This window comes from Bradyrhizobium sp. 191 (assembly GCF_023100985.1).
GTDB lineage: Bacteria > Pseudomonadota > Alphaproteobacteria > Rhizobiales > Xanthobacteraceae > Bradyrhizobium > Bradyrhizobium diversitatis.
The window spans coordinates 4,973,263-4,995,954 of the sequence record NZ_CP064692.1 but is presented as its reverse complement, the minus strand read 5'-3'; the positions used below and the strand labels follow the sequence as shown (position 1 = coordinate 4,995,954).

17 protein-coding genes are annotated in these 22,692 nt (G+C 63.6%); 5 read left to right on the top strand and 12 right to left on the bottom strand.

Annotated features, from left to right (window positions below):
* The first annotated feature begins 387 nt into the window (after positions 1-387).
* Positions 388-897 (top strand): GcrA family cell cycle regulator, encoded by a 510-nt coding sequence (locus IVB23_RS23125; RefSeq protein WP_061879663.1) that lies wholly within the window; start codon positions 388-390, stop codon positions 895-897.
* A 268-nt stretch (positions 898-1,165) separates the two neighbouring features.
* Here IVB23_RS23125 and phoB read toward each other — a convergent pair whose 3' ends face one another.
* From phoB to IVB23_RS23075, 10 genes are all read right to left on the bottom strand, one after another.
* Positions 1,166-1,873, bottom strand: a complete 708-nt coding sequence (phoB, locus tag IVB23_RS23120) for a phosphate regulon transcriptional regulator PhoB (RefSeq protein ID WP_008143479.1) — start codon at positions 1,871-1,873, stop codon at positions 1,166-1,168.
* A 32-nt stretch (positions 1,874-1,905) separates the two neighbouring features.
* On the bottom strand, positions 1,906-2,622 hold the full coding sequence (phoU, locus tag IVB23_RS23115; RefSeq protein ID WP_061879664.1) for a phosphate signaling complex protein PhoU: 717 nt from the start codon (positions 2,620-2,622) through the stop codon (positions 1,906-1,908).
* An 11-nt stretch (positions 2,623-2,633) separates the two neighbouring features.
* Positions 2,634-3,455 carry a phosphate ABC transporter ATP-binding protein PstB gene (gene pstB / locus IVB23_RS23110; RefSeq protein WP_061879665.1) on the bottom strand — a complete coding sequence of 274 codons (822 nt, stop codon included), beginning with the start codon at positions 3,453-3,455 and terminating at the stop codon, positions 2,634-2,636.
* Positions 3,452-4,297 carry a phosphate ABC transporter permease PstA gene (gene pstA, locus IVB23_RS23105; RefSeq protein WP_061879666.1) on the bottom strand — a complete coding sequence of 282 codons (846 nt, stop codon included), beginning with the start codon at positions 4,295-4,297 and terminating at the stop codon, positions 3,452-3,454. The genes pstB and pstA overlap by 4 nt, the downstream gene beginning before the upstream one ends.
* 4 nt (positions 4,298-4,301) lie before the next feature.
* A complete protein-coding gene (gene pstC / locus IVB23_RS23100; protein WP_061879667.1) occupies positions 4,302-5,291 on the bottom strand; it encodes a phosphate ABC transporter permease subunit PstC in 990 nt (329 codons plus the stop codon).
* Between the two features lie 178 nt (positions 5,292-5,469).
* Entirely contained in the window at positions 5,470-6,483 is a 1,014-nt protein-coding gene (pstS, locus tag IVB23_RS23095) for a phosphate ABC transporter substrate-binding protein PstS (RefSeq protein WP_061879726.1), read from the bottom strand.
* 144 nt (positions 6,484-6,627) lie between these two features.
* Positions 6,628-7,926 (bottom strand): ATP-binding protein, encoded by a 1,299-nt coding sequence (locus IVB23_RS23090; RefSeq protein ID WP_061879668.1) that lies wholly within the window; start codon positions 7,924-7,926, stop codon positions 6,628-6,630.
* 61 nt (positions 7,927-7,987) lie between these two features.
* Positions 7,988-9,043, bottom strand: a complete 1,056-nt coding sequence (locus tag IVB23_RS23085) for a lysylphosphatidylglycerol synthase domain-containing protein (RefSeq protein ID WP_028179025.1) — start codon at positions 9,041-9,043, stop codon at positions 7,988-7,990.
* A 452-nt stretch (positions 9,044-9,495) separates the two neighbouring features.
* A complete protein-coding gene (locus IVB23_RS23080) occupies positions 9,496-9,798 on the bottom strand; it encodes a hypothetical protein (protein WP_061879669.1) in 303 nt (100 codons plus the stop codon).
* 2 nt (positions 9,799-9,800) lie between these two features.
* Positions 9,801-11,195 carry an OmpA family protein gene (locus IVB23_RS23075; protein ID WP_247800162.1) on the bottom strand — a complete coding sequence of 465 codons (1,395 nt, stop codon included), beginning with the start codon at positions 11,193-11,195 and terminating at the stop codon, positions 9,801-9,803.
* Between the two features lie 165 nt (positions 11,196-11,360).
* Between IVB23_RS23075 and IVB23_RS23070 the strand changes: the two genes are divergently transcribed.
* From IVB23_RS23070 to IVB23_RS23055, 4 genes are all read left to right on the top strand, one after another.
* Positions 11,361-12,419, top strand: coding sequence for a polysaccharide deacetylase family protein (locus tag IVB23_RS23070; RefSeq protein ID WP_247800161.1), 1,059 nt, complete (start codon positions 11,361-11,363; stop codon positions 12,417-12,419).
* A 282-nt stretch (positions 12,420-12,701) separates the two neighbouring features.
* Complete coding sequence (locus tag IVB23_RS23065) at positions 12,702-13,514, top strand: SDR family NAD(P)-dependent oxidoreductase (RefSeq protein ID WP_061879672.1); 813 nt, start codon at positions 12,702-12,704, stop codon at positions 13,512-13,514.
* Positions 13,515-14,059: 545 nt separating this feature from the next.
* The gene (locus tag IVB23_RS23060) at positions 14,060-17,395 is read left to right on the top strand and encodes an adenylate/guanylate cyclase domain-containing protein (RefSeq protein WP_247800160.1); all 3,336 of its coding nucleotides are present in this window, start codon (positions 14,060-14,062) and stop codon (positions 17,393-17,395) included.
* A gap of 160 nt (positions 17,396-17,555) precedes the next feature.
* Complete coding sequence (locus IVB23_RS23055) at positions 17,556-18,941, top strand: FAD-binding oxidoreductase (protein ID WP_246515891.1); 1,386 nt, start codon at positions 17,556-17,558, stop codon at positions 18,939-18,941.
* Between the two features lie 385 nt (positions 18,942-19,326).
* On the opposite strand, the gene boxB is transcribed toward IVB23_RS23055, so the two are convergent.
* Together boxB and boxC are read right to left on the bottom strand one after the other, a co-directional pair.
* The gene (boxB, locus tag IVB23_RS23050) at positions 19,327-20,778 is read right to left on the bottom strand and encodes a benzoyl-CoA 2,3-epoxidase subunit BoxB (protein ID WP_247800159.1); all 1,452 of its coding nucleotides are present in this window, start codon (positions 20,776-20,778) and stop codon (positions 19,327-19,329) included.
* Between the two features lie 150 nt (positions 20,779-20,928).
* A complete protein-coding gene (gene boxC / locus IVB23_RS23045) occupies positions 20,929-22,617 on the bottom strand; it encodes a 2,3-epoxybenzoyl-CoA dihydrolase (RefSeq protein ID WP_247800158.1) in 1,689 nt (562 codons plus the stop codon).
* Between the last annotated feature and the right edge of the window lie 75 nt (positions 22,618-22,692).

The window sequence follows — 22,692 nt, the reverse complement described above, 5'->3', positions numbered from 1 at the left end:
GAAACGTGCCGCCTTTTAAGGGCGGCACGCAGGACTATCTTATGCCTGGCAAGACGGGTGTCAATGCCGCCCGGAAAGCCCCGCGAAACGCTGAATCCGTAGTCTTGCGGTGCCGATTTTGCGGGATTTTCACCACGGAACATGTGGACGCGAGTCGGCGGACTCTTGCGCGGGAGTCACGCCATATTGTAGCGTTTGGACTGTCAGATACGACATCTCGTGCAGCAGTTCTGATCCCTTAAGTCCTCATGTACCGGCGTAAACGTTCGGGCGTCTTGAGCGCGCCCGGCGAGCCTTAAGGGATTCTGGCGGCACGGGTTTTTCAAGGCTTAGGCAATCGCTGCGAAGGCCCCAGGATGGCAGGCGCGCAGCGAGGGAAAGGGTGCAATGACGGTTTTGACCTGGTCCGATGATCGCGTCGAGCAGCTGAAAAAGCTCTGGGAGGCCGGACTTTCGGCCAGCCAGATCGCGGCGGAGCTCGGCAATGTGACCCGCAATGCCGTGATCGGCAAGGTGCACCGGCTCGGCTTGTCCGGCCGCGCCAAGAGCCCTTCGTCGGCAGCGCCCCGGCCGCGCAAGGCGCGCCCCGCGCAGCACATGATGCGGGTGACCCGCCCCGTTGCCCGCGGCAACACCGCGCTGGCGCAGGCCTTCGAGGTCGAGGTGGAGGCCGAACCCGTCACCTACGACAATGTGGTGCCGATGAGCCAGCGGCTGTCGCTGCTGGAGCTGAACGAGGCGACCTGCCACTGGCCGGTCGGCGATCCCTCGAGCCCGGATTTCTTCTTCTGCGGCGGCAAGGCGCTCTCCGGCCTGCCCTACTGCGCCCAGCATTCGCGCGTGGCGTATCAGCCGGCGGCGGATCGCCGGCGCGCACCGGCGAAGCCCACGCGGTGAGTTTGCGGATTTAGTTGGCTGACTGCAAAGTCGGCAGCCGTCGCACGACGGTGCCTCAACACATCCGATGTCGTCCCGGACAAGCGCGCCACAAGCGCACGCAGATCCGGGACCCATAGCCACCGCAAGATGTGGTTACGGGGACTCGGAGTTACCCTTTCGCAAGACAATCGCGCGCTGTGGTTATGGATCCCGGATCTGCGCTTTCGCTTGTCCGGGACGACACTGAACGTGTGGCGATAGCTCGCTAAACCAGCGCCTGCAAACCTTACGTCTGCTCCGCCTTCGCGAACCGATCGTCCAGCGCATAGCCGGCGCCGCGGACGGTGCGGATCGGATCCTGCTCGCGGCCGAGATTGAGCAGCTTGCGCAGGCGGCCGATGTGGACGTCGACAGTGCGCTCGTCGATGTAGATGTCACGGCCCCAGACGCTGTCGAGCAGCTGCTCGCGCGAGAACACGCGGCCGGGATGCTCTAGAAAGAACTCCAGCAGACGATATTCGGTCGGGCCGAGATCGATCGGCCGGCCCGAGCGCGCCACGCGGCGCTTGTCGCGGTCGAGCTCGATGTCGCCATAGGCGAGCACGGTGGCGAGCCGCTCGGGGCTGGCGCGCCTGAGCAGGCCCTTCACGCGGGCCAGCAGCTCCGGTACCGAGAACGGCTTGACGATGTAGTCGTCGGCACCGGTCGCAAGTCCCCGCACCCGCTCGCTCTCCTCGCCGCGCGCGGTGAGCATGATGATCGGCAGCTGCTTGGTTTCGGGACGGGTGCGCAGCCGCCGGCACAGCTCGATGCCCGACAGGCCCGGCAGCATCCAGTCGAGCACGATCAGATCGGGAATGTGCTCCTTGAGGCGGGTGTCGGCATCATCGCCGCGCATCACCGTCTCAACGTCATAGCCGTCGCCTTCGAGGTTGTAGCGAAGAAGCTCGGTGAGAGCTTCCTCGTCCTCAACCACCATAATGCGTGCGCCCATGTTGTCGTCGCTCCTTGGGTATTCGGCGCCGCTTAGGTATTCGGCACCGTCGTGGCGAAGGTCGTCATGTCGCCCTTCGGCCGCTTGTCGGTGATCGCCTGGCCCTCGATCATGTAGAACACGGTCTCGGCGATGTTGGTGGCGTGGTCGCCGATCCGCTCGATGTTCTTGGCACAGAACATCAAATGGATGCAGAACGAGATGTTGCGCGGATCCTCCATCATGTAGGTGAGGAGTTCGCGGAACAGCGAGGTGCAGATGGCATCGACTTCCTCGTCGCCCTTCCACACCGCCATTGCTGCCGGCAGATCGTGCGCGGCATAGGCGTCCAGCACCGACTTGACCTGCTGCTGCACGAGGTCGGTCATGTGTTCCAGGCCGCGGAACAGTTTCAGCGGATGAAAATCCGTCTCCAGCGCCGCGACGCGCTTGCCCATGTTCTTGGCGAGGTCGCCGATGCGCTCGAGATCGGTCGCGACGCGCATGGCGCCGACGATCTCGCGCAGATCGACGGCCATCGGCTGGCGGCGGGCGATGGTGAGCACGGCGCGCTCCTCGATGCGTTTCTGCAGCGTGTCGAGTTCGGCGTCGGTGGCGACGACGCGCTGACCGAGCGCGACGTCGCGGCGGATCAGCGCGTCGACGGAATCGACGATCATGCGCTCGGCGATGCCGCCCATCTCGGCGACCAGGCGCGTGAGTTCCTGGAGGTCGGTATCGAAAGCCTTTGCGGTATGTTCAGAACCCATGTTCCGTCTCCTCAGCCGAACCGGCCGGTGATGTAATCCTGCGTGCGCCGGTCGCTCGGCGACGTGAAGATCTTGCTGGTGTCGTCGAACTCGATCAACTCGCCGAGATACATGAAGGCGGTCTTGTCGGAGACGCGCGCCGCCTGCTGCATGTTGTGCGTGACGATCGCGATCGTGTAGTTCTCGGACAATTCCTGGATCAGCTCCTCGACCTTGGCGGTCGAGATCGGGTCGAGCGCCGAGCACGGCTCGTCGAACAGGATCACCTCGGGTCGCACCGCGACGGTGCGGGCAATGCAGAGGCGCTGCTGCTGGCCGCCGGAGAGCGACAGGCCGGAGGCGTTGAGCTTGTCCTTGACCTCGTTCCACAGCGCGCCGCCGCGCAGCGCCTTCTCCACGCGATCGTCCATCTCGGACTTCGAGATCTTCTCGTAGAGGCGGATGCCGAAGGCGATGTTCTCGTAGATCGTCATCGGGAACGGGGTCGGCTTCTGGAACACCATGCCGACCCGGGCGCGCAGCAGATTGAGGTCGAGCTTGGGGTCGAGCATGTTGGTGTGGTCGAGCAACAGCTGGCCTGTGGCGCGCTGGCCCGGGTAGAGGTCGTACATCCGGTTGAAGATGCGCAGCAGGGTCGACTTGCCGCAGCCGGACGGGCCGATGAAGGCGGTGACGCGATTGGTGCCCAGCGCCAGATTGATGTTCTTCAGCGCATGGTGCTCACCGTAGTAGAAATTGAGGTTGCGCGCGGTGACCTTGGCAGGCGCCTCGGGCAGCGGCTGCGAGCCGGGATGAACGGTCGGCGCGCTTACGGAAATAGACATTTCACTCATTTTGCGGTCCTCTCGGCACCAAGGATGCGGGCGCCAATGTTCAGGGCAAGCACAGTCAGGGTGATCAACAGCGCCCCGCTCCAGGCGAGTTGCTTCCAGTAGGCGTAGGGGCTTTGCACGAAGTTGTTGATGGTCACCGGCAGGTTGGCCATCGTCTTGTCCAGGCCGAGGCTGAAGAACTGGTTGGACAGCGCGGTGAACAGCAGCGGCGCGGTCTCGCCCGCGACGCGAGCCGTGGCCAGCAGCACGCCGGTGATGAGGCCCGAGCGCGCCGCACGGTAGGCGATGCGCTTGATCACCAGCGAACGCGGCAGACCGAGTGCGCTGGCGGCTTCACGCAGCGGGTTCGGCACCAGCAGCAGCATGTCCTCCGTGGTGCGCACCACGACCGGGATCACGATCACTGCGAGCGCGAGGCTGCCTGCGATTGCCGAGAAGCCTCGCATCGGCACCACGACCGCACCGTAGATGAACAGGCCGATGATGATCGAGGGCGCCGACAAGAGGATGTCGTTGATGAAGCGGATCACTGAGGTCAGCTTGTCGTTGCGGCCGTACTCGGCGAGATAGGTGCCGGCGAACAGGCCGAGCGGCGCGCCAATGCCGACGCCGATCACGGTCATGATCAGCGAGCCGACGATGGCGTTGCGCAGGCCGCCCTCGGTCGATCCGGGCGGCGGCGTGTCTGCGGTGAAGACTTGAAGGTTGAGCCCGGCCAGACCGTTGTACAGCAGCGTGATCAGGATCAGCGCGAGCCAGGTAACGCCGAAGGCGGCGGCGGCGATGCAGAGCCCGCGGATGATGACATCCCAGCGGCGGCGGCGTGAATAGATCGGGTTCATGGCTTCACTTCCCCGCCTTGGTTTCCAGGCGCATCAGCATCAGCCGCGCGGCTGCGAGCACGAAGAACGTCAGCACGAACAGGAGCAGGCCGAGCAGGATCAGGCCGGACTGGTGCAGGCCGTCGCTCTCGGCGAACTCGGATGCGATCGCCGCCGAGATCGTGGTGCCCGGGGCGAAAATCGATGAAGAGATGCGGAACGAATTGCCGATGATGAAAGTCACCGCCATCGTCTCGCCGAGCGCGCGGCCCAGCGCCAGCATGACGCCACCGATGATGCCGACGCGGGTATACGGGATCACCACGCTGCGCACGACTTCCCACGTGGTGCAGCCGACGCCGTAGGCGGCTTCCTTCAGCACCGGCGGCACCGTCTTGAACACGTCGACCGAGATCGAGGTGATGAAGGGCAGCACCATGATGGCGAGGATCAGCGCGGCATTGAACAGGCTGAGATAGGACGGGGGACCTGCGAAGATCGCGCCGAGCACGGGCACGCCGTCGAACACCCGGATCATGAAGGGCTGGAAGGTGTTGGCCAGGAACGGGCCCAGCACGAAGAAGCCCCACATGCCGTAGATGATCGAAGGAATGCCGGCGAGCAGCTCGATCGCCATGCCGATCGGGCGGCGCAGCCATTGCGGACAAAGCTCGGTGAGGAAGATCGCAATGCCCAGACCGACGGGAATGGCGATCAGCATCGCGATGAAGGAGGTGACGAGCGTGCCGTACATCGGCCCGAGCGCGCCGAGCACGGGCGGATCGGCCGAAGGGGCCCAGCGCTGCGTCCACAGGAACGACAGGCCGTATTCCTTGATCGCCGGGAAGGCGCCCACAATCAGCGAAATGATGATGCCGCCGAGGATCAGCAGCACCGAGATCGCGGAAAGCCGCGTGATCCAGTAGAAGGTGACGTCACCGAGCTTGAACGCGCCCAAGGCCTTGGCGCGATCATAAGGTCCGGCATCGTCGATTACATCGCTCTGAACGGCCATCTCTGCCACGCCGATCCCCTGTTTTGCCTTACGCCATCTGCATGCCGCCAAAGGCGGTCGTTTTCGACGGTTTGCCCGCGTCGTTCCGGGTGGTCTCAAGGACCCGGAATCCTGGGATTCCGGGTCGCTCCTTCACTCGCGCCCGCCGAGGCGGAGCGCGAGTTTCAGTATGCTGCAATCAGCTCTTGATCTCGGCAGCCCACGTCTTCTCGATCTGCTTCACGACCGTGTCGGGCATCGGGATGTAGTCGAGCTCCTCCGCCATCTTGTCGCCCTTCTCGAACGCCCACTTGAAGAACTTGATGGCTTCCTGGGAGGCCGCCTTGTCGGTCGCATCCTTGTGCATCAAGATGAAGGTCGCGCCGGTAATCGGCCACGACGTCTCACCGGGCTGGTCGGTCAGGATCACATAGTAGTTCTTGGAGCCGGCCCAGTCGGCGTTGGCGGCTGCCGCCTGGAAGGCCGCAACAGTCGGCTGCACGGTCTTACCAGACTTGTTGATCAGGGCGCCGTAGGTCAGCTTGTTTTGCTTGGCATAGGCATACTCGACATAGCCGATCGAGTTCTTGGTCTGGCTGACATTGCCCGCGACGCCTTCATTGCCTTTGGCGCCAACACCCGTTGGCCACTCGACCGCGGTACCAGCACCGACCTTCGTCTTCCACTCGGCATTGGTCTTCGTAAGGAAATCGGTCCAGATGAACGTGGTGCCGGAGCCGTCCGACCGACGCACGACGGTGATGGCGTCCGAGGGGAGCTTCACCTTGGGATTGAGCTTGGCGATCGCCGGGTCATTCCATGTCTTGACCTTGCCCAGATAGATGTCGCCCAGCAACTCGCCAGAAAACACCAGCTCGCCCGACTTGATCCCTTCGAGATTGACGACTGGCACCAAGGCGCCCATCGCCTGCGGCCATTGGATCATTCCGTCCTTTTCAAGTTGCTCGGGCTTGAGGGGCATATCGCTCGCGCCGAAGGTCACGGTCTTGGCCTGGATCTGCTTGATGCCGCCGCCCGAACCGATCGACTGGTAGTTCAGACCGTTGCCGGTCTCCTTCTTGTAGGCGTCAGCCCACTTGGAATAGAGCGGGAACGGGAACGTCGCGCCGGCGCCGGTGATGTCGGCCGCAAAGGCTGCCGTCGTCGATGCGGCGACCAAGCCAGCAGCGACCATGGTTTTGAGGAAATTCATGCTGGTCTCCATACAGGGGAGCGAAGCGCCATCCGCGCCCGATCGCGCTCCCCGCGCCGTCCGTTTAGGAGCGGTCGGCTGTGCTTTTACGAAGGTTTCGTGACAGCTGGATGACGCAGCCAAGCGATTGAATTCGCTTGATTTTTAGGCCGAAGCCGAAATCTTCGCCTGGGGAAAACACGCCGTGAAAGTCGCGCCATGCCTGGGCACGCTCTCGATCAGAAGCCGCCCGCGATGACGGTTAAGAATATGTTTCACCAGCGATAATCCGAGCCCGGTCCCGCCTTGCGAGCGGCTGTCGCCGACGTCCACCCGGTAGAAGCGCTCGGTCAGCCGCGGCAGGTGCTCGGGCGCGATGCCGGGGCCGAAATCGCGAACCAAGACCCGGATTTCCGGAGTTCCATCAGTGGCGACGCTTGGTGTCAGCGACACGATGACGCGTCCGCCGGAGGCGCCGTATTTGAGCGCGTTCTCGATCAGGTTCTCGAACAGGCGGAGCAGTTCCTCGCGGTCCCCCGCGATCATCACCGGCAGCTCCGGCAGTTCGATCTCCACCTCGACCTGGCGCTCGCGCGCCAGCGGCTCGAGCCCGTCGGCGACCTGGCGGATGATCGGTATGAGGTCGACCAGGGTGTCGGGCCGGACATGGGCCGACAGCTCGACCCGCGACAGCGACAGCAGATCGTCGATCAGGCGCGCCATGCGCGTGGCCTGGTTGTGCATGATACCGAGGAAACGCTCCCGCGCCTTGGGATCGTCCTTGGCCTGGCCCTGCAGCGTGTCGATGAAGCCCGACAGCGCGGCCAGCGGGGTGCGCAGCTCGTGGCTGGCATTGGCGACGAAGTCGGCGCGCATCTCCTCGACCCGGCGCAGCGGGGTCTGGTCGTGGAAGGTCATCAGCATGCATTTATCGGCGCCGCCGAAGCTGGTCGGCACCGGAACCGGCGTGATCATGAGCTCCATCCAGCGATCGACCGGAACATGGTCGAGATAGGTCGCGCGCCGCGGCTCGGTGGTGGCGATCGCCTCGCGCAGCGCCGTGATGATCTCCGGTGAGCGCAGCGCGAACTGGGCAAGTTCGTTCCGGCGCAGCGCCGGCGCGAGCTGGGCGGCCGCGGCGTTGAGATGGATGACGCGGCCGGCGCGGTCGAGCAGCACCGCCGGATCCGGCATGCCGGCGACCACCGCAGCCACCGCCGCGCTCTCGACCGGGTTGATCCGCCTGACATCATCGCGTGAGGCGGCGGTATCGTGCAGCCTCCACGGGATCAGGGCTGCCGCCGCGATGCAGAGGAACACAATCGCGGCGTGCAGCGCGGACAATTCGCCGAGCGAGACCACGACGGAGAGCGCCAGCGCCGCGGCGATCAGGATGATGGTCGAGTGCCGCAGCCGGTCGGACCAGGGCTGGGCGGGGGGAGAAGATGGGGCGTCGATCGCCATCGGGACGGGCTTCTCCTGGGGGACTTGTCCTAACGACCTTGTCTTAAGGGCCTGGCACCGGTCAGGCGCCGCTGTCGCTACGCTCTCGCACATAGGCGGCTTCGCGCGCCGGGCCGGGGTCCAGCTTGAGCGCCGCCTGATGCAAGCGCTTCGATCGCGCGCCGATGATAACTTCGCGAAGCGTCAGCAAGATTACAGATAGGACGAAGGGAGACAGATAATAGAGGACGCGGAACAGCAGCATGCCGCCCAGAAGCTCCTCCCGGTCCATCTGCCAGAGGCCGACCAGCATGGCGGCGTCGAACACGCCGAGCCCCCCCGGGGAATGGCTGGCAAAGCCGAGCAGGGTGGCCGAGACGAAGATCACCGCAACCACGACGAAGCCGACATGGGGCTCGTCCGGCACCAGGACATACATCGCCAGTGCGCAGAAGCCGAGATCGACGATGCCGATCGCGATCTGAAGCAGCGTCAGCGGGCCGCCCGGCAGCACCACGGTCCAGGGGCCGCGGCCGACCACCCGCGGCTGGGTCCAGACCCAGACCACATAGCCGATCAGCGCCACGATGATCATCAGCGCCAGCGTCCGGTTCAGCCAGGGCGGAAGCTGGTCGATCGAGGCGGCGGCCTCCGGATGATAGGCGATGCCGAGACCGAGCACGGCGGCATTGCCCAGCCAGAAGGTCAGGCCGGCGAGAAAGCAGATTTTTGCGACGTCGATCGCGTTCAGCCCATAGGCCGAATAGATGCGGTAGCGCACCGCGCCGCCGGTGAAGACGCTCGCGCCGACATTGTGGCCGATGGAATAGCTGGTGAAGGCCGCGAGCGCGTTGATGCGATAGGGCACATGGGCGTGGCCGATCGCGCGCGTGGCGAAGAGGTCGTAGAATGTGAGGGTGAAATAGCCCGCAGCGACGAACAGCGCCGCCATCGCAATCTGACTCGGCTCGGTGCTCTTGATCGCCTCGAGGACCTCGTTGAAATCGATGCCTCGCAGCATGTGGTAGAGCACATAGCAAGCGATGCCGATGACCGCGATGCTGATCACAACTCCAAGCTTATGCAGGACTTGCTTCTGGCGCAGAAACGACATCGCCCTGCGTATGGCTTCCAGCATCTAGACCTCGAACAACAACGCTTCGGCGGCCAGGGTGGCCGGCGGACAGGCGGACGAAGCACAGGCACCCAGCGAACCCTCGCCGTCGGCTCCGGCATCGCGCATACCCCCTGCCCCTCCACTAGCGCGTTTTCGGGCGGAGTGGAATTCGCCAATCCGAACAAAAACACGTGCCTTCAATATTTTAGGCAGGGTTACGGCTCCTGATGCACGATTTGGCGCTTTCGGCGGCAAGGCTTGACGCGAATCTCCATGGCAATCCTGCGCAGGCGCCATGAAGTTTTGATGATTTCGGCCGCACAATGTTCCGTCACGCCTTAAGCCAACATCAATCTATGGGGCAGGCCTGACTGTTGAAAGAGGAGGATCAAAGCGGCCAGTTGACGCGTTCTGAGGCGCCGGAAGGCCGCGGCGGACGCCCCCCGTCCCTTCAGTGAGGGTGCACAGCAACATCACAGAGCGGCCGGTGGCGCGGTGCGCGAGACCACGCGGTCGCGCAGCCATGCACCGATGGTGCAGCCGACGAGGTAGCAGGCGAACATGATCAGGCCGAGGTCGAGCCAGTAGCCGAAGCGGCCGGGGACCACATGGGCGAGCGAGGCCGCGACCAGCGCGGCGGTGAGCGCGGCGAGCCAGCGCGCCGTCACCTTCGAGGTGCCGTTGCCGCGCTGGACCACCGAGATCCAGCCCATGCAGAAGCCCAGCAGCAGCGAGCCGATCAGCCAGCCCAGATGGAACGAGACGAGATAGGGCATCGTCACCTCACCAGAAATTCGATACGGCGGTTCTGGGCCTTGCCTTCATCGGTGTCGTTGCCGGCGAGCGGCTGCGTGCTGCCATGGCCAACCGCTGTGAAGCGGCTGGCGGGCAGGCCGGCCTTGACCAGATAGTCGATCACCGCCTGCGCCCGCTTTTCCGAGAGAGCCTGGTTGAAGGAATCCTCGCCGTCGGCGTCGGTATGCCCGGCAATCTCGATATTGGTGGTGGGGCAGCGCAGCGCCGTCTCGATCAGACGATCGAGGATGCCGGCGGAGTCGGGATCGATGTCCGCACGCCTGGTCGCGAAACGGATCTTGCCCTTGGTCAGAAGCTCCGAGAATAATTGCTGGCACACAGTACCGTCGACCGGGCCTGCCGCAGGCTTCACCGTGATCTCCGGCTTGTATTGCCAGTTTTTCGGGAAGTCCTTGCCAAGCCCTGCGCGGATATCGTTGGCGGCGCCTTCGTAGAGCGCATCGCCCGACAGCTTCACCTCGCGGTCGGAGACGACAAGCGTGCCGGTCGAGAGCCGCGACAGCGCGCCGAGCGCTGGGACCACGGCCGCGCTGAAGGAGCCGGGTGCCCCGATGCTGGCCTTGAGGTTGTCGACGACCTTCTCGGTGAAGAACTTTCGCGCGGCGCTGGTGGCGATCGCCGCATGGACATTATTGTCGGGAACATAGCCGGTCAGCGTCACGGTCGCGGCCACCGGATCCTTGTAGGCCTGGAAGATGTAGGGCGGCGCCTTGATCTCGTTGGCGGCGATCGAAAAACCCTCGGGCAGGTTCTTCAGCGCGGCCGCGATCGCCTCGCGGCCGCCGAGCTCGCGCGCCATGCCCGACAGATTGACCTTGGTGTCGGTTATCGTGATCTTGCCGTCCTTGAGCTTGCCGATCTGATCCAAGAGCAGCATCGCGGCAGCCTCGAAGCGTGGCGGCGCACCGCGCGCCAGCCCCATCTGGTCGGCCACCTCGACACCGCCGACCTCCTTGCGGGCGGCCTCGGTCAGCCGGGCCTTCATCGACGGCAGGGGCGCGGAGCCCGACAGAGTCACCCGCACCACGTCGCGCTCGGCGTTCCAGACGAAGGGCTTGGCTTCGGGAACAAGGCGGGTCCGATCGTCGACCAGACGGACGCCGGGGACCGTCTCGACCGCCATCACGGCGTCGCGGCGACCCTCCTCGGAGAAGGCGTCTGCGGCCAAGCCGACGTCGCGGCCATCGACCACGATCCGTGTCTTGTCCAGAACGGTATCCTTCAGCGCCGCCGAGCTGCGCGCCGACAGATCGGCCTCGACCGGTAAGGTGTTATTCCAGGCCGCAAATCCCCACATGGCGGCCAGGGGGATCAGCCCTGGCCACCATTTGCTGGCCCACCTGAAAAGCTTCTGCATTCGACGACCCGAACTCTGGAAACGGAGACAAAACAAACCCTTGGCAGGCTGTCAAACCGGAAATGCTGCCGATCCAGGGACCCCGCATGGACAATCGGAATAACTTTTTCTTCAAGGGTTCTTCCGTAAGTTGAGGACGGAATGCCAGAGTCCCCCCAGCCGTTCATGAAACAACTGCGTAACAACGTCATCCGCGCCGGGCTGGGAGCACTCTATTTCAGCGGAGCGCACCACCTGTTGCGCCCACTTTTGTCGGGCGTCGGCGCCATCTTCATGCTGCACCATGTGCGGCCCGCCCGCGAGGCTGCGTTCCAGCCGAACCGGCATCTCGAAGTCACGCCCGAATTCCTGCGGGCGACGCTGTGCCATTTGCGCTCGCGCGACATCGACATCGTCAGCATGGACGAGCTGCATGAGCGGCTGGTGCAGGGCCGGTTCGACCGCCGCTTCGCCGCCTTCACCTTCGACGATGGGTATCGGGACAATCTGGACCATGCATTGCCGGTGTTGCGCGAATTTGACGCGCCGCTGACGGTCTATGTCGCGAGCGATTTTGCGGAAGGGACCGGACGATTGTGGTGGACGGCGCTGGAGGCCGTGATCGCCAAAGCCGAGCAGGTCGACATCAGGATCGGCAACTCCGTGCTGCGGCTCGATGCCACCACGCCTGCCGCCAAACAGGCAACGTTCGATCGCCTGCACGACTGGCTGCGCGCGCTGCCGGGCGAGCACGACCTCAAGCGCGAGATCGAAGCGCTCTGCACGACGTACGACGTCGACATGGAAGCGCTGTGCCGCAGCCTGTGCCTGTCCTGGGCAGAGGTGAAGACATTTGCCGCCGATCCGCTGGTCACGATCGGCGCGCATAGTGTCAGCCATTGCAACCTCGCCAAGCAGGCGGAAGACATCGCCGCGCAGGAGATGGCCGCGAGCCGCGCGCGGATCGAGCGAGTGTTGGAGCGCCCCGTGTTGCACCTCGCCTATCCTTATGGCGATCGCGAGGCCGCGGGGATGCGCGAATTCGCCCTTGCCGCATCCGCCGGCTTCAAGACCGCGGTGACGACACGGCCCGGCATGCTGTTCGCGGAGAATGCCGGCCACATGACCGCGCTGCCCCGCGTCTCGCTCAATGGCAACTACCAGGACGCGCGCATCCTGCCGGTGCTGACCTCGGGCGCCGCAACCGCGATGTGGAACGGTTTTCGCCGGATCGCGGCGGCGTAGCTGCAAACTCCGCTGTCGTCCCGGACAAGCGCGCCCTCAGCGCGCGCAGATCCGGGACCCATACCGCGTGATCTCTCAATTGATGTTGATAGAAGTACCGGACGACGAGCCGTCGCCAAATTGCGCCCTGTAGCTATGGGTCCCGGATCTGCGCTTACGCTTGTCCGGGACGACACCGAGTTGGTCGACCCGCTGTCATGCCCCACTCCGATGCCATCCCCAGCGCGTTCCTTGACTCCCCTTCCCGCCCCGCCCAAAACAGCGCCAACCAAGGGAGGAACCATGTTCAACGATCTGTTCTCGCTCAAAGGCCGTGTCGCGCTGGTGACCGGCGGCTCGCGCGGCATCGGCAAGATGATCGCGGCTGGATTTCTCAGCGCCGGCGCGGCAAAGGTCTACATCACCGCGCGCAAGGCTGGGCCGTGCGAGGAGACCGCCAAGGCGCTCACCGCACAATATGACGGCGAATGCATCGCGCTGCCGATCGACATGTCCACGGTCGCCGGCTGCGATCTGCTGGCGAGCGAATTTAAGAAGCGCGAATCCAGGCTCGACATCCTCGTCAACAATGCGGGCGCGGCCTGGGGCGCGGCGTTCGACGAATTTCCGGAGAGCGGTTGGGACAAGGTGATGAACCTGAACGTCAAGGCGCCGTTCTTCCTGACCAAGGCGCTGGCGCCGATGCTGCGCGCGGCAGCAAGCGCGGAGCAGCCGGCGAAAGTGATCAACATCGCCTCGATCGACGGCATCTTCGTCAATCCGATGGAGACCTATTCCTACGCCGCGAGCAAGGCGGGGCTGATCCATTTGACCCGCCGCATGGCGGTGAAGCTCATCTCCGACCATGTCGTGGTCACGGCCATCGCGCCGGGCCCGTTCCAGTCCGACATGAACCGTGCCGCGCGCGACCATGGCGACGAGGTCGCAACGCGCGTGCCCGCGGGCCGCATCGGCACCGACGAAGACATGGCGGGCGCCGCGATCTATCTCGCCTCGCGCGCCGGCGACTACGTGGTCGGCGCGACCATCGCGGTCGATGGCGGCATCGTCTATGCGAATGCGGGGATCAAGGGCAGCGGGTGGGATAGCGACTGATCCGGCGGGGCCCCGAACCAAAACGTCGAAAACAACCCCATGCACAGTAGAATGCGCCTTGATCGGCAAGGGATTTTCGAGCGGCACGGTAACGACAATTGCAGCCGCGATCAGCTTGACACGTCGGGCAAAACACGTGTCGAGCTGAGGCGTGTGTACTCAGAATCCATCAGTGTCGATGGAGGCACGGCGACGTCCGCTTTCCGCTCGAAGACGTGCATTGGCTGCCCCAGCGGTCGAATCGCGTGGGTTTGGCTCCCTGGCGACGACTTCCGTTCTCCAGAGGCGAACACCGTCGCGCCCACTCGGCACGTCTCGAACGGGCCCAGCCGGCAACATACTGTTGTTGCTTAAAGTAAAAGGCCCAACTGAGCGGCCTTTGTGTCAGAGAACCTGACGGTATTGCTCCGATTCAGCGCAGGCGCAATCGCGTCTAGACGCCCTGGGCACGTTCACGGCGCGCTGAAATTTCCCAGCACCTGTCGCGAAATCCTAGGGTAGACTGGTTGGGGTGCTCTTCGGAGGGATGCGGCCAGGAGGCGCCCATGAATGTTACAGCTTGGCTGCACGGTCTAGGGCTGGGGCGATACGAACAGGCGTTCCGGGAGAACGACATTGACGCTTCGGTCCTTGCCCGCCTCACGGGCGACGATCTAATCGGGATTGGCGTCGCCTCGGTGGGTCACCGCCGCAAGCTGCTTACCGCTATCGCGGAGTTGCGTGACGGACCGACGCCGACGCCGCGCCCTGTCCCAAGCGCACCCGCCGCGACACCGAGGTTGGCTTCGCCGCTTCCGGATGCTGAGCGGCGGCAGGTGACAGTGCTATTCGCTGACATCGCCGGCTACACGAAACTCGCCGACGAACTCGACGCTGAGGAAGTCCACACCCTCCTTGAAAGCTTCTTCGATCTTGCCGACGCAAGCGTCGTCGATCACGGTGGTACTGTTGACAAGCACATCGGTGATTGCGTGATGGCTGTCTTCGGTGCCCCGGTAGCATATGGCAACGATCCTGAGCGATGCGTCCAGGCGGCCCTCGATATCGGAAGCCGCATGCCGGTGGTCGCGGCCGATCTTGCCCGCCCTATTAGCGTGCACATCGGCATTGCCAGTGGCGAAGTCATGGCCAGCGATACCGGCAGCGCACGCCACGTTGAATACACTGTCACCGGCGAATCCGTAAACCTCGCCTCACGACTGAAGGATATGGCGCCCCCGGGCGAAATCTTCATTTCAGATTCGCTCTACCGTGCCCTGGCCGAACGGGTCGACTGCTCCGACGTCGGTGAGCTCACCATCAAAGGGCTCGCAAAGCCGGTAAGAGTGTGGCGACTGCACGCCCTTCGCAAACCGGCCCGCTCCAGCCGCCAAGCCTTTGTTGGACGGCACCGCGAACTAAGGGAACTCGAAGCGGCGCTCGTCCGGTGCCGGAACACGCTACACGGCCGGACCATCTACATCCGCGGTGAGGCTGGCATCGGCAAGACCCGCCTGCTCGAGCAGTTTCGGACAACCGCCGAGAGGCAGAACTTCGCCTGCCACGGCGGGCTGGTGCTCGACTTCGGAATGGGCTCCGGCCAGGACGCAATCCGCTCTCTCGTCCGCAGCCTGCTCGGTTTGTCGGGCGAGAGCAGCGAGGAAGAGATCTCTGTTGCTGCTGAGAAGACCATTGCGGATGGCATGCTCGCTAACGAGCGACGAGTGTACCTGAATGACCTCCTCAACCTACCGCAGCCGACTGGACTACGTACGCTATATGACGCCATGGATAATCCCGCCCGCAACCGCGGTAAGCGGGCGACCGTCACCGAACTTGTCACCAACGCGAGCGGCCATCGTCCTCTGCTGCTGGCAATTGAGGACGTGCACTGGGCTGATCAGATGACCCTCGCTCATCTGTCGAACCTCGCTGAGACCGTCGCTGGATGTCCGGCGCTTCTGGTCATGACCTCGCGGCTCGAGCGCGACCTGCTTCAAGAGGCTTGGGTACCGACGATTGCCGGCCTGCCAATGGTGACGATCGACCTCGGCCCGCTTCAGCCAACCGAAGCCAACCGGCTCGCCGAGGCCTATTTCGGCGAAGTAGGCGAGCTCGCCCAGCGTTGTGTCGAACGGGCCGACGGGAATCCGCTGTTTTTGGAGCAACTGTTGCGGCACGCCGAGGAAAGCGCCGAGGGCAACGTCCCGGGGTCGATCCGGAGTCTGGTACAGGCGCGCTTAGATCGGCTTCCACTCTCCGACAAGCGGGCGCTGCAAGCAGCCTCGGTTCTCGGCCAGCGCTTTACTGCGGAAGCGTTGGCCGCCCTACTCGACCAGCCTGGCTGGAGTTGCGCCGGCCTGATGCGGCATCTCCTGGTGCGCTCGCAGGGCGATCACTTTCTTTTCGCCCACGCGCTGATTCAGGAAGGAGTCTACGACACCCTGCTCAGGAGCCGGCGCCGCGAGTTGCACCGCAAGGCGGCAGATTGGTTCAGGAGCCGTGACCTGATGTTGTGCGCACAGCATCTCGATCGAGGGGACGACGATGGCGCTCCGCGTGCCTTCCTGGAGGCAGCACGAGCGCAGGCTGCGGAGTACCGGACCGAACGGGCCCTACGTCTCGTCGAGCGCGGAGTAGCCTTGGCTAACAACCGGGCCGATCTAAGCGCACTGCATCTGCTTCGGGGCGAAATCCTGCATGACCTCGGTCTAATCCCAGAATCGATTGCTGCTTTTGAGCAGGCCCTGGCAGTGGCCGATGCTGACATCGAGAGGTGTCGAGCCTGGCTCGGGCTCGCTGCCGGCCTGCGCGTGACCGATCGTTTTGACGAGGCTTTTGCGATGCTGGACAAGGCCGCGAGCGCGGCTATGGACGATCTTTCGGCGGCGGAGCGCGCGCGGATCCACCATCTGCGTGGCAATCTCTGCTTCCCCCTCGGAAGGCTCGTCGAGTGCTTACATCAACATGAGCGCGCTCTCGACTGCGCCCGGATAGCCAGTTCGCCAGAGCTGGAGGCGCGCGCGCTTGGCGGGTTGGGCGATGCTGAATACGCGCGCGGCCGAATGGCCAGCGCTCATCGGCACTTCAGCGGATGCGTGGAGCTGTCGGGCGGGTCTGGCCACGGGCGCATCGAAGTCGCCAACCTCAGTATGGTCGCGCATACCCAGGTGTACCTCAACGATTTCTCCGAAGCACTCGCGACGAGCCAGATGGCAATTGAACTGGCAGCGCGGGTCGGGCATCACCGCGCGGAAATCATCGCCCATAACGCGGCGTGCAACGTGTTTCGCACGACAGGCGAGTTTGCGCGTGCGAAGATTCATGCCGATCGGGCGCTGCTCCTCGCTCAATGTCTTGGCGCCAAACGGTTTGAGGCTGTAAGCCTCAACGATCTAGCGATGGTCGCCCGCTCAGAAGCGAGCAAGGCGGAGGCGATGGATTTGCTGCGCCGCGCCTTGATGATCGCCCGGGAGACCGGAATGACTTTTGTGGGTCCGTGGATCCTGGGCCATCTCGCGGTCACAACTGATGATTCCGTTGAGCTTCAAACGGCGCTGGCAGAAGGCGAGGATATTCTCCGCAAAGGCGCTGTCGCCCACAATCATCTGTGGTTCTTCCGATACGCGGTTGAAGCATCGCTGCACTCTCAGGATTGGAAAGGCGCGGAGCGCTATAGTGCTGCCCTGGAGGATTTTACCCGGGCAGAGCCGCTACCCTGGGCCAACTTCTTTGTTCGATATGGACGCACTGTTTGTGCACTTGGTCGGGGTCGTTCCGAACAGGTAACGACATGGCAACTTCGGGACCTGTTGGTAGAAGCCGAGCGCCTAGGCATCGGTCCTGCGCTTGGGCCGCTGGCTTTGGTCGAACGGCCCCGCCAGCAAGACAGTCTGACGTGAATGTAGACAGAGCTGCTAGCGGAAGTCCGAGGCACATCATGAGACGTCATTTGTGCGATGACGTCCGCGATCACTGGTTTGCTAACGAACATCGGAAGACCCCACGATAGGAGCAACCTCAGACCTCATTGACGATCGCTGTGTGCAAGAGGAGGAGATCATGCATGCCATTGCCATCGAAACTTTTATCGGCAACATGCGCGGCCCCGTCATCAGGCAAACGGACGCCGATTATGACGGCGTGCGAAGCCTCTACAACGGGATGATCGATAAGAGACCCGTGATGATTGCGCGATGCACCGATGTCGCTGATGTTGTCACTGCGGTCAATTTTGCGAGGCAGAACGATCTCGCGGTCGCGATCCGCGGAGGCGGCCACAACGGACCAGGCCTTGGCAGTGTCGATGACGGGCTGATGATCGACATGTCGATGATGAAAGGCGTGCGGGTCGATCCCACTGCACGTACCGTCCGCGTCGGTCCCGGCTGCACGCAGGGCGACGTGGATCACGCCACGCATGTTTACGGACTCGCTGTGCCGGCCGGCATCGTCTCTACCACGGGTATCGCCGGCCTCACGCTCGGCGGCGGCACCGGATACCTCACCCGGAAGTATGGCCTGACCATAGACAATCTGCTTGAGGCGGATGTCGTGCTTGCCGACGGCCGTATTGTCACCGCGAACAAATCAGAGAACGCTGACCTCCACTGGGGCCTGCGCGGAGGCGGCGGCAATTTCGGTATTGTTACGAGCTTCCTGTTCCAGGCTCATCCGGTGACCATGGTCTATGCCGGCCCAATCTTCTGGGATCTCAAGGATGCCCGGACCGTCATGCAGACGTACCGGCATTTCCTGCCTAGGGCGCCTGAAGAGCTTGCGGTCTTTGTCGGGTTAAAGACCGTTCCGCCGATGGAGCCGTTCCCGGCGGAGCATCAGGGCAAGCGCGCCTGCGCGATCATAGCCTGCTACAACGGCGCGACAGCAGACGGCCAGGCTGTCATGGCTAAATTGCTCTCTGAACTCCCCGCGCCGCTCTTCAACTGGATGGGCGAGATGTCCTATCCGGCCCTCCAGTCCATGTTCGATCCGTTCTTGCCGAAGGGCCTGCAATGGTACTGGCGCGGCGATTTCGTGAAAGAACTGACTGACGAAGCGATTGACGCCCATATCGCCCAGGCACACAAACTACCGAGTCCGCTCTCACTCATGCATCTTTACCCGATCGACGCTGCAGTCCGTCGTGTCGGCAAGAGCGACACCGCCTGGAGCACGCGCGATGCGACCTGGTCGATGGTTATCGCCGGGATCGATCCCAATCCGCAAAAGGCGGGCGAGATCACCCGCTGGACCAAGGGATACTGGGAGGCGGTGCATCCCTACTCGGCTAACGGTGGCTACGTGAACTTCATGATGGACGATGGAGATGACAACAGACTCAAGGCCACCTACGGGGACAATTACGATCGTCTCGTCGCCTTGAAAGCCAAATACGACCCGACGAATTTTTTCCGCGTGAATCAGAACATCAGACCGCTGCACTTGTAGACGGTGGCTGCGCGGTTGAGGCGTGCAAAGTCTTGTAAGAGCGTTCTTTTCGCCTTCATGGTTCGAAAGAACGCTCTACCATCATTTGCGTTCGCCGCTCTTGCCGTCCCTTCCGCTTCGGGTCCACAAGCCGACGTTCTCGCACCTTTCGGGAGAGAAGGCGCTGTCATGCCCCGGCTTGCCGCCTTCGCTGAAGCTTCGGCGGCCGAGCACCTTGTGGCCCGGCGGAGCCGGGACAGGGGCATCCAGTACGCCGCGGCGCCTCGATTTCGTCACAACCGTCTTTGGAATATTGGATCGCCCGGCTCAAGCCGGGCGATGACGGCTAGGTGTGTGGCGCGATCTCTGCATCTTGGCGAAGATCGCGCCGTCTCGTGAAGAGTGCTTACGACTCGATCTTCACATACTCGAAATCGCCGGGCTTGTTGTCGATGCCGACCTTCGGCGGCGAGATCCAGGATGCGTACTTGCCGGTTTCGGTGACGGGCTGCATCAGGGAGGTGATGAAGTCGCCGTCGCTCGCCGACGGCAGCCATTCGTCCTTGCGCCTGGCCCAGGTGGCATCGTCGATCAGGATGCCATCGGGCGTCGCGTGCACGTCCTTGAACTCGCCGATGTGGCGGTGGAAGGCGACGTTGGGCAGCTTGAGCTGGAAATCATAGCCCGCGGTCGAGATCACCTTGTTCCAGCGCAGCATGCCCTTGACGCAATCCTGGCTGTAATCGTCGCGCAGGCGCATGTTGAGCGCGGTCAGCGCCGGCTCGTCGACCAGCTTGATCTCGCCGTTGATCAGCTTGAGCACCGGATAGGTCGAGTTCTTGAGCTGGTGGTCGTCCTCGATCTGGGTCTCGTGGTAGCGGCCCTTGATGCCGGCGTTGAAGGCGTTGGCCGCGTTGGTCGAGACTTCCGAGCCGAACAGGTCGAGCGACAGCGTGTAGTGCAGGTTCAGCTTCTTCTGGATGGTCGGGAGATCGATGACGCCGAGCGAGCGGACCTTGGCGATGTCGGTGGGATCGGTGATGCCGGCCGCCTTCATCGCATCGCAGGTGCGCTGCACGACGCGAGTGATGCCGGTCTCGCCGACGAACATGTGGTGCGCTTCCTCCGTCAGCATGAAGCGGCAGGTGCGCGACAGCGGATCGAAGCCGGACTGCGCCAGTGAGTGCAGCTGCATCTTCCCGTCGCGGTCGGTGAAATAGGTGAACATGAAGAAGGACAGCCAGTCCGGCGTCGCTTCGTTGAACGCGCCCAGCATGCGCGGCGCGTCGGCATCGCCGGAGCGGCGGCGCAAGAGATCGTCGGCCTCCTCACGTCCGTCGCGGCCGAAATATTTCTGCAGCAGGTAGACCATCGCCCAGAGGTGACGGCCTTCCTCGACGTTGACCTGGAACAGGTTGCGCATGTCGTAGAGCGAGGGCGCGGTCTTGCCGAGATGGCGCTGCTGCTCGACCGAAGCCGGTTCGGTGTCGCCCTGGATCACGATCAGGCGGCGCAGCATGGCGCGATGCTCGCCCGGGACTTCCTGCCACGCCGGCTCGCCGTAGTGCTCACCGAACGGCACGACGCGGTTCTCTTCCTGCGGCGCAAGGAGAATGCCCCAGCGATATTCGGGCATGCGGACGTAATCGAACTTGGCCCAGCCGCGCGGATCGACCGAATAGGCGGTGCGCAAATACACCAGCGACTCCTGGAAGCCCTCAGGCCCCATGTCGCTCCACCAGTCCATGTAACCGGGATGCCAGCCCTCCAGCGCTTTCAGCACCTGGCGGTCTTCGGCGAGATTCACGTTGTTCGGAATCTTGGTCGAGTAGTCGACGTTCATGATGTTCATGTTCATGGCCGTGCTCTCCTTGCGATCTCGTTCCGTCATGCCCCGCCTTGTGCCGGGCATCCACGTTCTTGCTTCCTTGAGCGAAGGACGTGGATGGCCGGGACATTTGTGCGAAGACGCGCTTCGCGCTTCTGCCCGGCCATGACGCGGTGAATGTCAGACTCGCGTCATATCGAATTTCGGTTTCTGGCCGCTGCCGTAGCGGCGCAACGCGCCTTCCTCGCCGACCGCGTTCGGGCGCTGGAAGATCCAGTTCTGCCAGGCAGTGAGGCGGGCGAAGATCTTCGATTCCATCGTCTCGGGGCCGACGAAGCGCAGGCTCGCTTCCATGCCGGTGAGGCTGTCGGGCGAGAAGCTGGCGCGCTCCTCGAGAAACACGCGGACCTCGTCGTCCCAGTCGATGTCGTCGAGCGCGAAGGTGACGAGGCCGAGTTCCTCGGCCTCCTCGGCATCGAGGCTGGTGCCGATGGTCGCTTCCGCGCGCTCCACATCGGACGGATCGGCCTGGAAGCGCGACTGCAGCCGCGTCAGGCCGTGGCTCATCGGATACGGACCGAAATTCATGGCGGACAGTTCGATCGACGGCGGCGGGCGGTTGTCGCCCTGGCGCGTGCCGATCAGCATGTAGGAGCGGTCGGCGGCGAACACGAGCTCGGCCAGCGTGCCGGCAAAGCAGGAGCCGGGCTCGACCAGCGTCACCAGCGTGCGCGAGGTGACGTCGACGCGCTTGAGCACGCGCTTCCAGTAATGCCTGATCTCGTTGACCAGCCAGTTCGCCTTGTTGGCTTCGAGGAAGGCATCGCAAGCGAGCACATGGGCGCGGTCGCCATGGCTCTTGAAGACGAGCATGGCGATCTCGAGCTCGTTGATGCGCAGATGCAGGATGGCGTCGTCGAGCTCGCGCGCGACCTGAAGCGGCCAGAACGAGGCGCCCAGCGCCATCATGCCGTCGATGTCGGCCGGCGGTGCGGCCTCCGGCGCCTTGATCGAGATGGTGGCGATCCGCGCCGCGCGATCGATATCGACGGTGACGAAGCCGTAACGGATGCTGGTCTCATCGATCACGCGATCGAGCGGCGTCAGTGCGATGCCCTTGCCGCTGCCGGTGCGTTTCGAGGCTGCCGCGAACTCCCTGGCGCGCTCGGCGATCTTGGCTTCCAGCTTGGAATTCGGCGCGATCTCGTCGACGAGACGCCACTGGACCGCGCGCTTGCCCTTCACACCCTCTTCGATGGTGCAGAAGAAATCGGCGTGATCGCGGCGCACCTTGCGCTTGTCGACAACGCGCGTGAGACCGCCGGTGCCGGGGAGCACCGCGAGCAGCGGCACCTCGGGCAGCGCAACGGCGGATGATCCGTCATCGGCGAGGATGATGTGATCGGTCGCAAGCGCCAGCTCATAGCCGCCGCCGGCGGCCGAGCCGTTCACGACGGTGATGAAGCGCTGGCCGGAGTTCTCCGAGGAGTCTTCCATGCCGTTGCGGGTCTCGTTGGTAAACTTGCAGAAGTTCACCTTGTGCGCATGCGTCGAGCCCGCCAGCATGCGGATATTGGCGCCGGCGCAGAACACGCGGTTCTTGGCCGAGCGCATCACTACGACCTTCACCTCGGGATGCTCGAAGCGCAGGCGCTGAACCGCGTCGGCAAGCTCGATGTCGACGCCGAGATCGTAAGAGTTGAGCTTGAGCAGGTAGCCCTCGAACAGGCCGCCGTTCTCGTCGACGTCCATGGTCAGGGTCGCAACATCACCCTCGACCGCAAGCTTCCAGTGCTTGTAGCGGGACGGTTCGGTCTGGAAATCGATGAATGTCGCGCCGCCTGCGAGGCGCCGATCTTCCCCGGCCATGAGCCACCCTTAAGCTTGCTTATGCGTTTTGGAGCGTTAGATGCACAATAGTGCATCTAACTAGGTTAGTCCAGC